The organism is Streptomyces sp. NPDC058092 (genome assembly GCF_042884935.1).
Taxonomy (GTDB): domain Bacteria; phylum Actinomycetota; class Actinomycetes; order Streptomycetales; family Streptomycetaceae; genus Streptomyces.
The window spans coordinates 99164-114905 of record NZ_JBHVSY010000009.1 but is presented as its reverse complement, the minus strand read 5'-3'; the positions used below and the strand labels follow the sequence as shown (position 1 = coordinate 114905).

Here is a 15742-nt window from a genome sequence, read left to right as displayed (position 1 = left end):
GGACTGCATTCATATGCATGGACACGCTAAGAAGTCCGGGCGTGTCGCGTCAAGAGTGTGGGCATGCGGTCGGCGGAGTCGGCTGCTCCTGTTTCCGGTGCCTGTCCGGTGCCCTGTCCGGTGCCCTGTCCGGTGCCATCCGACGTCTGTCCGACGTCTGTCCGGCTGCCTGTCCGGCTGCCTGTCCCGGCTGTCTGTCCGGCTGTCTGTTCGGCGTCGAAATCTCCGCTGCCGGGCTCGGGCAGGTTGCGCGTTCTCGTCTTGACCTGCGCCGGGCAGCTGCCTTAGCGTGAGCTCGTTCATGAATATGGACACCGATCAGAATTGTGCACGCCGGAATCTGCTCAGGGAGCGCCCGTGACCTCAGCCCCTCTTGCCGCCCGACTCAACCGTGTCGCCGGGCCGCTCTTCTTCCCCGTCACCGCGTACGGACCGGACGGCGCCGTCGACCTCGACGCCTTCCGCGCACATGTGCGGACCGGTGTCGACGCCGGTGCGGCAGCCGTCTTCGCCTGCTGCGGAACCGGCGAGTTCCACGCGCTGACACCGGAGGAATTCCGCCTCGTCGTCGCCGCGGCCGTCGAGGAGACCGCCGGAGAGGTGCCCGTCGTCGCGGGCGCCGGGTACGGCACGGCGCTCGCGATCCAGTACGCGAGGCTCGCGGAGGAGGCGGGCGCGGACGGGCTCCTGGCCATGCCCCCGTATCTCGTCGTCGCCGACCAGGCCGGGCTGCTGGGCCACTACACGGCGCTCGCCGCGGCCACCGGTCTGGAGACGATCGTCTACCAGCGGGACAACGCCGTCTTCACCCCGGAGACCGTCGTCGCGCTGGCCGGGACGCCCGGCGTCATCGGCCTCAAGGACGGCTACGGCGACCTCGACCTGATGCAGCGCATCGTCAGCGCCGTCCGCACCGAACGGCCCGGCCACGAATTCCTGTACTTCAACGGGCTGCCCACCGCCGAACTCACCGGCCTCGCCTACCGGGGCATCGGCGTCACGCTCTACTCCTCCGCCGTCTTCGCCTTCGCGCCCGACATCGCGCTCGCCTTCTACCGGGCGCTGGACTCCGGCGACACCGACCTGGTCGACGCGCTCCTCGACCACTTCTACCGGCCGCTCGTCGAACTGCGCGCCAAGGGCCGCGGCTACGCCGTCTCGCTCGTCAAGGCGGCGGTCCGGCTGGGCGGTCTGGACGTGGGCGAGGTCCGCACCCCGCTCACCGAGCCTCCCGCCGCCCACGTCGAGGAGCTCACCGGGATCATCGCGCGCGGCCGTGCCCTGCTGGAGAAGTACGGGCAGGAGCGGCACGGATGAAGACCTCCGCCTTCCTCTATCCGTGGGACGTCGTCGGCGACCCGGACGCGGCCGCCCGCGTCGCGGACCTGGGCGTCCAGCAGGTGACGCTCGCCGCGGCCTACCACTCCACCCGGGCACTGACCCCGCGCCACCCGGGCCGGCGCATCGTCACCGCCGAGCACGCCGCGGTGCTCTACCCGCCGGACGCCGCCCGGTGGGCCGGGCGCGAACTGCGTCCGTACGAGCAGTCCTGGGTGGCCTCGGACGATCCGTACGCCGAGGCCGCACAGGCGCTCACCGAGGCCGGCCTGGAGGTGCACACCTGGGTGGTCCTCGCGCACAACTCCCGGCTGGGCGCCGAGCATCCGGACACCTCCGTCATCAACGCCTACGGCGACCGCTACCCGTGGGCGCCCTGCATCGCACAGCCCGCGGTCCGCGCCTATCTGCTGGACCTGGCGGCGGAGGCGGCGGTCCGGGACGGTGCGTGCGGCACCGAACTGGAGTCCTGCGGCTGGTACGGCTTCGCGCATCTGCACGCCCACGACAAGATCGCGGGCGTCGGCCTCGGGGACGCGGCGCAGTATCTGATGTCGCTCTGCTTCTGCCCGGCCTGCCGGACCGGATACACCGGACACGGCCTGGACGCCGATGAGCTGGCCACGGCCGTACGGCGGGGCCTGGAACCGGCCTGGTCCGGTTCCGGCTCCCCGGAGGCAGGGTGGGCGGGCATCGAGAAGCTCCTCGGCGCCGGCCTCGCCGCCGCCACCCTCCAGTGGCGCGGCCAGGTCGCCCGTACGCTCCAGGAAGCCGTGGTCGCCGCGGTACGGGCGGCGGCGGAGCCCGGCTTCCAGGTGCTGCTGCACGCCGACCCCGCCCCGTACCGCTGCGGTGCCAACGTCGGTGTGGACCCGGAGCACATCCTGTCCGTGGCGGACGGTGCGGTGCTGCCGTGCACCGGCGGCGACGCGGCGCGCGAGGCCGTGCTCGGCCCGTTCGCCGGGCGCGACGGCGTGCTCGCGGCCAACTTCACCGTGGTCACGGGCATGGGCGGCAGCCCCGCCACGCTGGAGCGGGACGCCGCGCACGCGGCATCGCTCGGCGCGAACCAACTGCGCCTGTACCACGCCGGGCTGGCCTCCGGGCCGGACCTCGATGCCGTCGCCGGAGCGCTGTCACGCCTCGGTCGATGAAGGAAGCGGGCCGGTGGGGGCGTCCGTCAGCCTCCCCCACCGGCCCGTGACCAGCAGGGCCGCGGTCAGCAGCGCCGCCGCACCGACCAGCGGCAGCAGTACCCGGATGTCCACCAGTGCGATCAGCCCGGCGCCGAGCGCCAGCGCCACCGCGTTCGGCACCATCATCAGCGTGTTCGCCGTTGCGGCGGTGCGGCCCAGCAGGGCGTCCGGGGTCTCCCGCTGCACCGCCGTCATCGCGGCGATCAGCACACACGGCAGCCCGATCCCGATGGCCGCGCTCCCCGCCAGCGCCACCGCGTCGTACGGCAGCGCCCGTGCCCCCACCGCCACCGCGAACAGCGCGATCCCGGCCGCCGTGAACACCCGCTCCGGCAGCCGCCGCAGCAACGGCCCGGCCAGCAGCCCCACGGCGACGGACCCGGCGCCCTGTACCGCGTAGAGCACGCCCGCGTACGTGGGGGAGTGCCCGAGACCGTCGTCGACGAAGGCGTAGACCGCCGCCCCGTTGAGTCCCGCGCACAGCATCGTCACCGATCCCGCCAGCACGAGTGGCCGCAGCACCGGAGACCGCCACAACTGGCGTGCGCCCGCCGCGAGGTCGCCCCGGCGTCCGACCGGAGTGGTCGCGACCGGCTCCCGCACCGGCAGCAGCGCGTAGACCCCGGCCGCCAGCGCGAACGACACCGCGTCCAGCAGCGCCACCGCGCTGCCCCCGAACCGGCCGTACAGAGCCGCGCCGGTCAGCGGCGCCAGCAGCTTCATGCCCTCGTTCGCCGTCATCCGCAGCCCGTTGAAATCACCCAGCAGCCGCGCGTCGACGGCCCCGGCGACCAGCGCCGACTCGGCCGCGTCCATCAGCACGGAACTTGTTCCGTACAGGACGAGCACGGCGAAGAGGATCCAGATCCGCCCCGCCGAGTCGACCACGGCCAGCGAGGCCACCAGCCCCGCCATCACGAGGTTCGACGCGACGAGGAGCGGCTTCCTGGGCAGGCGGTCGGCGATCGCCCCGAGCGCGGGCCCGACCAGCACCGGCAGCCACATCGCGAAGACGGCGAGCGCCGCCAGACTGTCCGAGCCGGTGAGCGACTTGACCCAGACCCCGGCCGCGAGCCACATCGCGGACGTCCCGAAACCGGAGACGACGACCGCCGCCAGGAACAGCCCCGCCGTACGGTCCCGCAGCACCCGCACCGTCGCCGACCCCGCCATCGCACCCACCACAACCCTCCTGACCCGCACGTTCGTCACGTGTTCAGGCTGGTGGCTGAGGACGCCCGGCGGCATCGGGCGGATGCCCTACTCCGCACCCGGCCGCGCCCGCCGGCCCCGCACCAGGTGTACGGCACATGCCGGATGCCCGCGAAGCAGGCGCTGGAGAAGTACGCGCGCCCGCTTCAAGAAGGTCACTCCGTCCGCCGGCCGCCCGCGACTGTCACCCCTTGAGCGCCGCCTTCATCATCTTCTGGGCGATCGGCGCCGCCAGACCGTTGCCGCTGACCTCCGCGCGGGCCGCGCCCGAGTCCTCGACGACCACCGCCACCGCGACCTCCTTGCCGCTGGACCTGTCCTTCGCGTACGAGGTGAACCAGGCGTACGGGGACTTGCTGTTGCCCACGCCGTTCTGCGCGGTACCCGTCTTGCCGCCCACCTCGGCCCCGGCGATCCGGGCGTTGGTGCCGGTGCCCTCTTCGACGACGGTCACCATCGCGCTGCGCAGCTGCTCGGCGGTGGACTGCGAGACGACCCGCTTCGTGTCTCCGTCCGCGAAGTCCTGCAACGTGTTGCCCTTGGAGTCCGTCACCCGGGACACCATGTGGGGTGCGGCCAGTTCGCCGTCGTTGGCGAGGGCGGCCGAGACCATGGCGATCTGCAGCGGCGTCGCGGTGACCTCGAACTGGCCGATGCCCGACATCGCCGTCTGCGCCTTGTCCATGCCGGACGGGTAGACGCTCTCGGAGGCCCGCACCGGCATGTCCAGCTTCGCGGTGTTGAAGCCGAACTTCTCCGCCATCGCCCTGACCTTGTCCTGGCCGAGGTCGACGGCGATCTTCCCGAAGACGTTGTTGCAGGAGTACTGGAGCGCGGTGCGCAGCGTGGCGTTCTTGCAGGGGGCCGAGGCGCTCTCGTTCTCCAGATTCCTGCTGCTGCCGGGCAGCGGGTACGGATTGGGGCTGTCCGTACGCTCGTCGACGGAGCTGTACAGCCCGTCTTCCAGCGCCGCGGCCGCCACCACCAGCTTGAACGTCGAACCGGGTGCCAGCGGCTGCCGCAGCGCGCGGTTGACCAGCGACTTGTCCTTGTCGTCGAGCAGCTTCTTCCAGGCGTCGCCGTCCGCCGACCCGCTGATCTTCGACGGGTCGTACGAAGGAGTGGACACCACGCCCAGGACCTGCCCGGTCTTCGGGTCGATCGCGACCGCCGCACCCTTGTCGGTGCCGAGCGCCTCGTACGCCGCCTTCTGCACAGCCGGGTCGATCGTCGTCAGGACGTCGCCGGGGGCCGCCTGCTTGCCCGTCACCACGTCCATCGGGCTCTTCAGCCGGTCATCGGTGCCGTCCAGCACATGGCTGTAGATCCCTTCGAGCTGCGTGGCACCGTACGCCTGCGAGCTGTAGCCGGTGACGGCCGAGTAGAGATCGCCCTGCTTGTAGGTGCGCTTGTACGCGAGGTCGCTGCCCACCGTCCTCTTCGATCCGGTGACCGGGTTCCCGGCCACGATGATGTCGCCGAGCGGCTGCGCGTACTGCGCGATGGTCTTCCGCCGGTTGTGGTCGTTGTCTGCGAGCGCCCGTGCCTGGTACGCCTGCACCCAGGTCGCCCGCAGCAGCAGGGCGAGCACCAGCAGCAGGCAGAAGACCGAGGTGTGCCTGATCGTTTTGTTCATCCCACGGGAGGGACGAGCGGGGCGAGGCGCGGGGTTCCCGAATATGCCGCTTCTCACCGATTCCTCATGAGCGGCCGGGGCACCCGGGGGGTGATGAAACCCGGCTCGTACGCCGCTGTCACACTTCCGTGCGGCCCGCACCGGCACGTCGTGCCCCGCGACGATCCGCCTCCGCCGCGCGGCGGAGACGGATCGTCGTCCGCTCATCCCGGCAGGGTGAACAGCAGCTCGTCGGTGTCCTCACCGCGGGCGTGCGAGTAGCCGTGGTCCTTGCCGGTGACGGCGGACCCGCACCTCTCCAGCACCCGGCGCGAACCGGTGTTGTCGGCCGCCGCCCGTGCGTGCAGCGGGCGTTCCGGTACGACGTCGAGCAGCGCCCGCAGCGCGGCCGTCGCGAGCCCGCGGCCCCGGTGCGCCCGGTCGGATCCAGTAGGTGACCCGGCGGTCGTCCGGCGGCCCGTACGCCCCGGCGTTGCCGACCACCACGCCGTCCGCGGCCACCGTCCGCATCACGACCGAGCCGTCGGCCAGGACGCGCCGCCAGTGGGCATCGAACGCGTGCTGGTCGGTGGGGTCCTCGCTGGTGAAGGCGGCCGTCCTGACCGACTCCGGGTCGGACATGAACACGAAGAACGACGGCAGATCGCCCTCCCGCACCTCGCGCGGGGAAACCCGCATGGTTCAGAGCCTCCGGGTGGCCAGCGTCAGGCGGTCCCGCGCGTCGAACAGCGCGTCCTTCACCATCTGCTCGTGCGCGGGCGTGAGCCGGGCGACCGGCACCGAGCAGCTGATGGCGTCGCGAGCGGGGGTGCGGTACGGGACGGCGATGCCGAAGCAGCGCAGCCCGAGGGTGTTCTCCTCGCGGTCCACCGCGTAGCCCTGCTCGCGGATGAGGTGCAGCTCCTCGATGAGCTTCTCGCGGTCGGTGATGGTGTGCTCGGTCAGCGCGGGCAGGGTCTCCGGGAGCATCTTGCGGACCTGCTCGTCGCTGTGGGTGGCCAGCAGCGCCTTGCCGAGCGAGGTGGAATGCGCGGGCAGCCGGCGGCCGACACGGGTGAAGGGGCGCAGATAGTGCTGGGACTGCCGGGTGGCGAGGTACACCACGTTCGTGCCGTCGAGGCGGGCCAGGTGGATGGTCTCCGTCGTGTCGTCGGAGAGCCGGTCCAGCGTCGGGCGGGCGGCCGCGACGACCTCGTCGCCGTCGATGTACGAGGTGCCGACGAGCAGGGCCCGTACGCCGATCCCGTACCGCGTGCCCGTCGCGTCGGTCTCCACCCAGCCCAGCTCCACCAGCGTGCGCAGCAGCATGTAGAGGCTGGACTTGGGATAGCCGACGGCCTCCTGCACCGCAGCGAGCGAGTGCATGCCGGGTCGCCCGGCGAAGTATTCGAGCAGTTCCACCGTCCGCACAGCGGACTTGACCTGTGCCCCACCAGACTCGGCAGCCGACATCGCCCTACGCCCCTTCCAGCCCACTTACGAAATCCTGCGACCTCTTGAACTCAGCGACTTCTTGCCAACACCGAACGCCCGGAAATAGAGTCGCCGCATATTCACGATCAGGAACTCTGTTCAGAATAACGAACAACTTCTGATGTGTGGCAGTGGAGCGGAAGGAATCACGGTGGCAGCAGCACCAGTCTGGAGCGTCGACCCCCGCACCGGGAACCCGCGTGAGCAGGTTGCGGTGGAGGCTACAGCGGAGGAGGTCGACCGTGCGGTCCGGGCCGCCCACGCGGTACGCGCATCGCTCGCCGACCGCACCGTGCGTGCCGCGTTCCTGCGTGCCGCCGCCGAGCTGCTCACCGAGGCCGGGGAGCACATCATCGAGGCCGCCGACGCCGAGACCGCACTCGGCCCGGCCCGGCTCACCGGTGAACTCGCGCGCACCGCAGCCCAGATGAGGGCCTTCGCGGAGGTCGTCGACGAGGGCGCCTTCCTCGACATCCACATCGACCACGAGGACGCCACCAGGACCCCGCCCTGGCCCGACCTGCGCCGCTACAAGATCCCGCTCGGCGTCGTCGCCGTGTACGCGGCCAGCAACTTCCCGCTCGCCTTCTCCGTCCCCGGCGGCGACACCGCGAGCGCACTGGCCGCCGGCTGCCCGGTCGTCGTCAAGGCGCACCCCGACCACCCCGCCACCTCCGAACTGTGCGCCTCCGTACTGCGCCGGGCGGCGGCCCGCGTCGGCCTGCCGGAGGACGTACTGGTCCTGGTGCACGGCTTCGAGGCGGGTATCGAGCTGATCAAGCACCCGCTCGTCGCCGCCGCCGGCTTCACCGGCTCCGTACGCGGCGGACGCGCCCTGTTCGACGCGGCGGGCGCCCGCCCCACCCCCATCCCCTTCCACGGCGAGCTGGGCTCCCTCAACCCCGTCGTCGTCACCGAGGCCGCCGCCGCCGAGCGCGGCGAGCAGATCGGCGCCGGGCTCGCGGGCTCGATGACGATGGGGTCGGGCCAGTTCTGCACCAAGCCCGGCTTCGTCCTGGCCCCGGCCGGGGAGAGCGGCGACCGGCTGCTGAAGTCCCTGACCGACGCGGTCAGCGACACCGAGGCCGGGGTCCTGCTCGACCACCGGATGCGCGACGCGTTCGTCGCGGGCGTACGCGAACGGGCCGAACTGCCCGACGTGGAGGCCCCGGTCACCCCCGGCGCGGGCGGCGAGCACACCGTCTCGGCCGGCTTCCTCACCGTACCGGCGCACCTCCTCACCGCCGAGGGCCCGCACGACGCGCTCCTGGAGGAGTGCTTCGGCCCCGTCACCGTCGTCGCCCGCTACGCCTCCGCGGACGAGATCACCGCCGTCCTCTCCCGGCTCCCCGGCAACCTCACCGCCACCCTCCAGATCGCCACGGACGGCGCCGACGCCGACGCCCCCGGACTCCTCGCGGCCCTCACCCCGCTGGCCGGCCGGGTCCTCGTCAACGGCTGGCCGACCGGCGTCGCCGTCGCCCCCGCCCAGCACCACGGCGGCCCCTACCCGGCCACCACCTCCACCTCCACCTCGGTCGGCGCCACCGCCATCGAACGCTGGCTGCGCCCGGTCACCTACCAGACGACCCCCGAGGCCCTGCTCCCCCCGGAGCTCCGCGAGGACAACCCCCTGAGCCTGCCCCGCCGAGTGAACGGCCGCCGCGCATGACCCCGCGCCTCCCCGAACTCCCCTTTGAGCTGCACCCCTTCGGCCCCGCAACCGACTGGACGTACGACAACGGCGCACTGACCGGCCGCGCGGGCGCCCGCCAGGACCGCTTCGTACCACCGGGCGGCGAAGCCCTCGACCCCGCGAGCGACGCCCCCCGTCTCCTCGGCACCGCACCTCCGGGCGACTTCCAACTCCTCGCCCGGGTGCGCGTCGGCTTCGCCGCGGCCTTCGACGCGGGCGTGCTCTACCTCCACGTCGGTGAACGCGAGTGGGCCAAGATCTGCCTGGAACTCTCCCCGGACCTCCCCACCGTCTGTACGGTCGTCACCCGCGGCCACTCCGACGACGCCAACTCCTTCGTCGTGGACGGCGACAGCTGCTGGCTCCGCCTCAGCCGCACCGGCAACGCGTTCGCCTTCCACGCCTCCGCCGACGGCGAGAAGTGGACCTTCGTCCGCGTCTTCGCCCTCGGCGATCCGCAGGAGGAGGCCGCGGCATCGGTCGGCTTCCTGGTCCAGTCGCCCACGGGCGAGGGCTGCGAGGCGACCTTCGACCGGATCGAGTTCCGTACGACGGGACTTGAGGACCTGCGCGACGGCAGCTGAGCAGACCCACACATCCGGCGCACCGTCGAACGAATGAGCGCGCATACTCAGCGGAACCGAGTACCGGCGCCCAACCCTCCGCGCCTGTCGGAGGGTTGGATGGGCCGTATGAAGACCACTCCCGCCGCCGAGGCTCGCACGGCCGACACCGAGCGTGCGGACCGCAACACCCGCACGGCCTCATGGTTCGCCCTGGGAATGCTCGTGCCCGCGCTGATCGGCTCCGGCCTCTTCGTGCTGAGCACGACCCGGGCGTCCGGCTGCCTGACCTACGGCGTGGAGTGCGCCGATGTCCCCCAGGGCTGGATCCCCGGTTGCCTGGTGGCGGCGGTCGTGCTCGGCGCCGCGGCGGTCGCCTGGCCGCGGAAGTGGCTGCCGTTCACCTCCGCCCGCGGCTGGCTGCTGGGCCTGCACATCGCGGCGCAGCTCATGACGGTGTCGCTGATCCTCAGTTACGCCTGATGACACGTCGGCCCACGTCTCGCGACGCGGCTGGGGCAACGTCCCGCCCCGGCAGCCCCCGGGCGTCCGGCCAGGGCGTCGGCTGCCATGTGGGGTGTTATGCCGTGAAGGGATCCTTCCACTGATGGTTCACGGGTGATACGACTCCGTTCATCTGCGCCGCCCACCATCCACGATGGGCATGTCGTACAACTTCACGGCGTGCCCTTCACCTTGCGGCGATCAGGAAGGACGGCTGCTGATGCGGCCAACAGAGCGGCGAATACGGCCGGGTGGCAGATCGGGCGGACGACGGCTGGCGGGGGTGGCCCTCACCGCGCTGCTCCTCGCGAGCGGCAACCTGACCACGGCATACGCCGAAACCGGTTCGGGACAGCGCACACCAGGGCAGAGCGGGTCGGCGGACGCCACGAGTCTGCCGGTCCTCACCCCCGGCGACGGGGCCTATCTGGAGGACACGGAGAAGGTCGCGGCCACGCCGACGCTGGCCGGCGACTCCGTGACGGGGCTCGCGGTCGACGGGAAGGCGATCGACGCGGAGCGGACGGTCGGGGTGTCCCGGCTCGGCTTCGACGTCGGGTCGAACTCGACGGAGGCTCGCTACCACAACTACGTGCTGGTCAACGGCGAGTACCGGGCCGAGATCGGTGACCTCGTCAATGAGCGGGGCACGATCGAGATCCCGAACCAGCACCTGGTCAAGGGCGAGAACAAGATCGCGATCCTGGCCGGCGCGGTCGACAGCTCGTGCGGCACCAATTACGACGACTTCGTGCTGTCCGACATCAGCCTGGACCTCCTCGGCGAGGTCGCGGACGGCGAGGAGAACGAGTACACGTACTCCTTCGGCGACGGCAGCTGCGGTTCGAACACCTCGCTGCTGACGAAGGCGACGCTCAGCTTCTTCGTCCTGGGCGACCCGCAGGGCACCACTGGCCTCAAAGCCGATCTGGACACCACGGAGTTCGCCAACGGCGAGCACGCCCTCACCGCGAAAACCACCTCGGGCAAGACCGTCAAGAACACAGTGACGGTGAACAACGCCCCGGCGGGCGCCCCCCGGCTGCTGCCCAAGGACGGCACGCTGGTGAAGGGTCCGCAGCCGGTGTTCGCGAACTTCCCGGCGGGCGCCGAGGGCGACGTCGAGTCGCTGACCGTGGACGGTGGCACGCCTGTCACCGATCCGCACCTCGGCAACGGCGCGGCGACCTTCTCCTTCGACGTCGGGCCGGACTCGATCGACGACCGGAACGACAACTACCTGCTCGTCAACGGCAAGCGCATCGACCTGGGCGGTACCTGGGTGAGCCAGCGGGTCGACATAGCGATCCCGGCACGCCACCTGGTACCCGGGGACAACACCATCACGGTCGTCACCGGCCCGTACAAGGAGAGCTGCGGCAACAACCGCGACGACTTCGACATCGCGCGGCTCGCTCTCACCCTCGACGGCGCGACCGTCACGGGCCAGGACATCGCGGACTCGTACGCCATGGGCGACGGCACCTGTGGCAGCAGCGACACCCGCCTGCGCGAGGTGGAACTGCACTACACGATCGACGCCCCCGGCGTGCGAGTATCCGACACCCTCGGATCCGGCAACGCGGCCCTCGGTTTCACCGTGGGCAGCAACTCGATCGAGGCCCGCTACCAGAACCACATCCTGGTGAACGGTCAGAAGCACGTGATCGACAGCGACTTCGTCAGCCGGCACGTCGACCTCGCTTTCCCGAACGAGTGGCTCGTCCCCGGCTGGAACACGATCGACTTCGTCACCGGCACATTTCCGACGTCGTGCGGCGACAACCGCGACGACTTCGCCGTCTCCGGCATCACCCTCACCCCGGCGAACGGCACCGCCACCGGCCGGATGCTCAAGGGCTCGTACAGCTTCGGTGACGGCAACTGCGGCGACAACGTCAACCCGCTGACCGAGATCGACCTGGAGTTCTTCGTCGAGGGCCCGGCCCAGGGCCTCCGCGCAGACCTCGACACCGCGAAGATCGACGACGGCAAGCACACCCTGGCCGCGACATCGAAGACGGGCAAGACGGCGACCCGCGTCCTGACCACCGACAACTCGGCGCCCCAGATCGCCTCCAGCATCCCCGCCGCCGGCCAGAGGATCAACGCGTCGGTCGTCCTCGACGTCCGGCTCCAGGACCTCTCCGGCGTGGTGAACGGTCCCGACGTGAAGCTCGACGGCAAGCCGGTCGAGCTCGGCGCCTTTGTGGGTCCCGGTCTGTTCGCCGGCGAGCACACGCTGTCGGTGTCCGGCACCGACAGTCTCGGCAACAGCGGCACCCGCGAGGCCAAGTTCACCTCCGCCGGCATCCCGGACACCCCCGCCGACCTCACCCCGAAGTCCGGGACGACCGACGCGGGCAGCGACGTCAAACTGTCGGCCAAGGTCGCCGAGCCCGACGGCGGCACGGTGAGCGCCACCTTCTCCGAGGCCGAGATCCTCACCCCCAACCAGGTGTACGAGGGAACGGCCGCGTCCGTTCCCACGACGCTCAAGGTCGAGGGCGAGAAGAAGGTGAAGGCCGACGGCCTCGCACCCGCCGACGGCAGGACGCTCGACGCGCCGGCCGCCGAGGACGTCACGTATCAGCGGTTCGACGTCCAGGTGAAGGGCCATGTCGACGCTCCGGTGCTGCGCTGGGAGGGCGTCATCGACCCGGAGCGGCTCGCCGCGCTGCGCGTGTGGAACACCGCGACGAAGCAGTGGGACGTTCTCACCAGTGCCCGCGGCGCCGCCGACGGCGACACCGTCCTGACCGCCGTCGTCGACCGGAAGCACGTCGACGGGCAGCGGGTCCATGTCATGGTGACCGGCGAGGACCCGTTCGCCGACGACGTCGACGCCGGTGATCCGAACAAGTTCGCCGACCCCGACTCGTACGACTTCTCGATCGTCCACTACACCGACACGCAGTACCTCTCCGAGGGCGCGGTGGAGCAGGAGACGGCAGCGGAGCGCGCGGTCTGGGAGAAGGCGTACGGCGACGTCTCGCGCTGGGTCGCCGACAACAAGGACAAGCGCAAGATCGCGTACGTCGCCCACACCGGCGACATCATCGAGAACAACATCCGCAAGCCCGCCGACGAAGCCACCCGGCGCCAGGTCACCGGCGAACTGGAGATGTCCTCGAAGCAGCAGAAGATCCTGGACGACGCGGGTGTGCCGAACGGTGTGATCGCGGGCAACCACGACAACCAGTCGGGCACCGAGAACGGTCCGGACGCGATCTACAACCAGTACTACGGGCCCGAGCGCTACCAGGCGCTCTCCGAGGGCTGGAAGCACGCCAAGTACGGCGGGCCATGGCGCCCGGGCGACAATCAGAACCATTACGACCTGTTCTCCGCCGGCGGCCTCGACTTCGTCGTCGTCGGCCTGTCCTACGGGGTGACGCGCGAGGAAGCCGAATGGGCCGACTCGGTCTTCAAGCGCTATCCCGACCGCAACGGCATCCTGCTCTCGCACGACTACCTCGCCCCGAGCAGCAACCCCGACGGACGCGGCGCCAAGTTCTCCGCGCCGGACGGCTCGATGCTGTACAAGACGGTGGTCCAGGACAACCCGAACGTGTTCCTGATCCTCGCCGGTCATGAGCACGGCGTCGGCACCAACGTGAAGCCGCGTGTCGGCGAGGTCGCCCACGGCGTCGTCGAACTGCTCGCGGACTACCAGTTCTACACGGTGTCCGCGGACCGGCTCGGACTCACCGAGATCGGCGGCTACCGGCCGAACGACCAATTGCAGTTCGGCGCGAGCTTCTTCCGGATGCTCCAGTTCGACGTCGACCGGTCCGAACTGACCGTGGACACCTATTCGCCGCTGCTCGACGAGTTCGGTGCCACCGAGTACGACGCGAACCACCGTTACGACGGAACCGAGGACAACATGGTCCTCCCGATCGACCTCAGCACCCGCAAGACGACCTTCAAGACCGACTCGCTGGCGCTCTACAACCCCGTCAGCATCATCGGGAGGACCGAGGCCGACTCCGGTGGGGTCGCCTCGGTGACCTGGAAGGGACTCAAGCCCGGCACGACCCACGCGTGGTTCGTCACGGCGCGCTCCACCGGCGGCGGCGTGACCGCCTCCGTGCCCAGCGCCTTCGTGACCAAGGACGGCCACGGCCGGCCCGGCACCTGGGGACCCGACGTGCCCGCCTACCCGTGGTTCACGTCGTCCACCGACCGGCGGTGACCGGTTGACCCGCCGGTAGCACGCGACCGGCACCACGCCCGCTGTCCCGGACCCGAGCGGTCCGGGACAGCGGGCCCACCACTGCCCGGCCCTCGACCACGAGAACCGAGACCTCCATGCGTCCCGCCCCCTTGCCCCTGCCGGCACCCGCGCCCTCCTCCCGGCTGCCCGCCGCGCTCATCACCACCGTGGCGGCCCTGGTGGCCGTGCTCGCCATCGGCTTCGCCCACCCGGCCCCCGCCGCCGCGCACGACGCGACCTCGACCGCGTACGTCGCGGTGGAGGGCACCGGAACCCGCATCGAGGCGACCCTCGACCTCGAATACGACCTGCTCATGAAGTCGGCCTGGCTCTACGCCGAGGCGTACGGGGCGAAGAACCGCGCGGAGCAACTGCACCAGCTGAAGACCAATGCCGACGCGGTGACCGAGTACGTCACCGGACGCTTCGCCGTCACCCGCGACGACACCTCCTGCACACCGCGCCGCGTCGGCGACGCGGACGTCCGCACCCGCGGCACCCGGCCGTTCGCCGTCCTCACCCTGGCCTACGACTGCGCGGCGGGCGCAGACGGCACCTACACGATCTCCAGCGCCCTGTTCCCCGACGCCGAGAGCTTCGTCCACAGCACGGAGACGATCGTCCACTACGACATCGACGGGCAGCGGGGCTCGCAGATCCTGACCGCCGCCGAACCATCCCTGGAGACCGGCGGACACCACGAGTCGCACCAGATCGTGGAGTTCTTCCTGCTCGGCACCGAACACCTGCTGTTCGGCCTCGACCACATCCTCTTCCTCCTGTCACTGCTCATAGGAGCCCGTGGCCTGCGCGACATCGTCCGCACGGCGACCGCCTTCACGGTCGCGCACAGCGTCACGTTCCTGCTGGCGGCCGCGGGCGTCGTGAACGTGCCGGGATCGGTCGTGGAGCCGGTCATCGCGGGCTCCATCGTCGTCGTGGCGCTCGCGAGTGTCGTCCTGCGCGACCGCGAGGGGACCGGGCCCTGGCGGCTGCCGGTCGTCTTCCTGTTCGGTCTCGTCCACGGTCTGGGCTTCGCGGGCGCGCTGGGCATCGACGAGAGCTGGTCCTGGGAACTGCTGCTGTCGCTGCTGAGCTTCAACATCGGTATCGAGGCGGTGCAGTTGGGCATCATCGCCGTGGTCTTCCCGCTGTTGCTCCTCCTTCGCAGGACTCCCGCACACCGCTGGGCCCTGCCCGCGATGACCGCGCCCATCGTGATCGTCAGTCTGTACTGGTTCTGGGACCGGCTGTCCGTCGCGGCATGACTCGGGTCCGCCGGAGACCCGTAGCCGTACCTGCTCCGGCGACATGCACGCGATGGTGCCGACCGGACTTCCGGTGGATCACTGCTGCCTCGTCCCGGGCGGCCCACCGCCTTGCGGCTTGTCCGCTCCCCAGGTGCAAGGCCGCAGCCCAGCGGGCCGACTCACTACATCGGACGCCGTCTGAATACGTTCAGGTGGTCCTCCACGTTGCTCCGGATTCGCCGGTGTCCTGGTCGTCCTCCGGATTCCAGTTGGTTTCCCTGATTTCAGCCAGCAGTGCTTTGCGCCTGCCGCGCGACAGGGAGTCCCCGTTGACGCTGTGCATGGCCCAAGGAACGGGGCATGGCCCCTCGTGCTCAGGGTCGGGGCACAACACGTCCGTCAGCCGGTCCATCAGCTCCTCGTGTTCGGCCGCTGTAGCGACCATGGCTATTTCCACCTGCCACAGCCTCGGCTGCTCAGGGGTGTCGTCGGGGGTGGGATCGGACATGACGCTGGTCCTCGTATCAGGTGGGGTGAGGGAACGCCGTCGGGGGGGGGCCCCGCCCCCCCCCCCGGCGGGGGGCGGGTGTTGCCCCCCGGCGAACCGCCCCGGGGGACACCCCGGGGGGGGTGGGCGGGGGCGTATAAAACAAAG

11 protein-coding genes and 1 pseudogene are annotated in these 15742 nt (G+C 70.8%); 7 read left to right on the top strand and 5 right to left on the bottom strand.

All coding sequences use genetic code 11. The annotated features are described in order from the left end of the window. Positions 1-357: 357 nt before the first annotated feature. The gene (locus tag ACFVV1_RS17145; protein ID WP_389990013.1) at positions 358-1317 is read left to right on the top strand and encodes a 5-dehydro-4-deoxyglucarate dehydratase; all 960 of its coding nucleotides are present in this window, start codon (positions 358-360) and stop codon (positions 1315-1317) included. After that, entirely contained in the window at positions 1314-2492 is a 1179-nt protein-coding gene (locus ACFVV1_RS17140) for a hypothetical protein (RefSeq protein WP_389990012.1), read from the top strand. Before ACFVV1_RS17145 ends, ACFVV1_RS17140 begins: the two co-directional genes overlap by 4 nt. On the opposite strand, the gene ACFVV1_RS17135 is transcribed toward ACFVV1_RS17140, so the two are convergent. The 4 genes and pseudogenes from ACFVV1_RS17135 to ACFVV1_RS17120 form a co-directional block, all read right to left on the bottom strand. Continuing rightward, positions 2475-3707 (bottom strand): MFS transporter, encoded by a 1233-nt coding sequence (locus tag ACFVV1_RS17135; RefSeq protein WP_389990177.1) that lies wholly within the window; start codon positions 3705-3707, stop codon positions 2475-2477. The genes ACFVV1_RS17140 and ACFVV1_RS17135 overlap by 18 nt on opposite strands. Before the next feature lie 223 nt (positions 3708-3930). Beyond that, the gene (locus ACFVV1_RS17130; RefSeq protein ID WP_389990011.1) at positions 3931-5382 is read right to left on the bottom strand and encodes a penicillin-binding transpeptidase domain-containing protein; all 1452 of its coding nucleotides are present in this window, start codon (positions 5380-5382) and stop codon (positions 3931-3933) included. Positions 5383-5585: 203 nt separating this feature from the next. Next, positions 5586-6060: pseudogene (locus ACFVV1_RS17125) on the bottom strand (GNAT family N-acetyltransferase). A 3-nt stretch (positions 6061-6063) separates the two neighbouring features. Beyond that, entirely contained in the window at positions 6064-6834 is a 771-nt protein-coding gene (locus ACFVV1_RS17120) for an IclR family transcriptional regulator (protein WP_389990010.1), read from the bottom strand. Between the two features lie 172 nt (positions 6835-7006). Between ACFVV1_RS17120 and ACFVV1_RS17115 the strand changes: the two genes are divergently transcribed. From ACFVV1_RS17115 to ACFVV1_RS17095, 5 genes are all read left to right on the top strand, one after another. Beyond that, on the top strand, positions 7007-8527 hold the full coding sequence (locus ACFVV1_RS17115; RefSeq protein ID WP_389990009.1) for an aldehyde dehydrogenase (NADP(+)): 1521 nt from the start codon (positions 7007-7009) through the stop codon (positions 8525-8527). Next, entirely contained in the window at positions 8524-9135 is a 612-nt protein-coding gene (locus ACFVV1_RS17110) for a DUF1349 domain-containing protein (protein WP_389990008.1), read from the top strand. The genes ACFVV1_RS17115 and ACFVV1_RS17110 overlap by 4 nt, the downstream gene beginning before the upstream one ends. A gap of 108 nt (positions 9136-9243) precedes the next feature. Then, positions 9244-9597, top strand: a complete 354-nt coding sequence (locus ACFVV1_RS17105) for a hypothetical protein (RefSeq protein ID WP_389990007.1) — start codon at positions 9244-9246, stop codon at positions 9595-9597. A 241-nt stretch (positions 9598-9838) separates the two neighbouring features. Next, positions 9839-13816 carry a metallophosphoesterase gene (locus ACFVV1_RS17100; protein WP_389990006.1) on the top strand — a complete coding sequence of 1326 codons (3978 nt, stop codon included), beginning with the start codon at positions 9839-9841 and terminating at the stop codon, positions 13814-13816. 116 nt (positions 13817-13932) lie between these two features. Then, positions 13933-15105, top strand: a complete 1173-nt coding sequence (locus tag ACFVV1_RS17095) for a HupE/UreJ family protein (RefSeq protein WP_389990005.1) — start codon at positions 13933-13935, stop codon at positions 15103-15105. Between the two features lie 190 nt (positions 15106-15295). Here the strand turns inward: ACFVV1_RS17095 and ACFVV1_RS17090 are convergent, their stop codons facing one another. After that, the gene (locus tag ACFVV1_RS17090) at positions 15296-15595 is read right to left on the bottom strand and encodes a hypothetical protein (protein WP_389990004.1); all 300 of its coding nucleotides are present in this window, start codon (positions 15593-15595) and stop codon (positions 15296-15298) included. Positions 15596-15742: the final 147 nt, after the last annotated feature.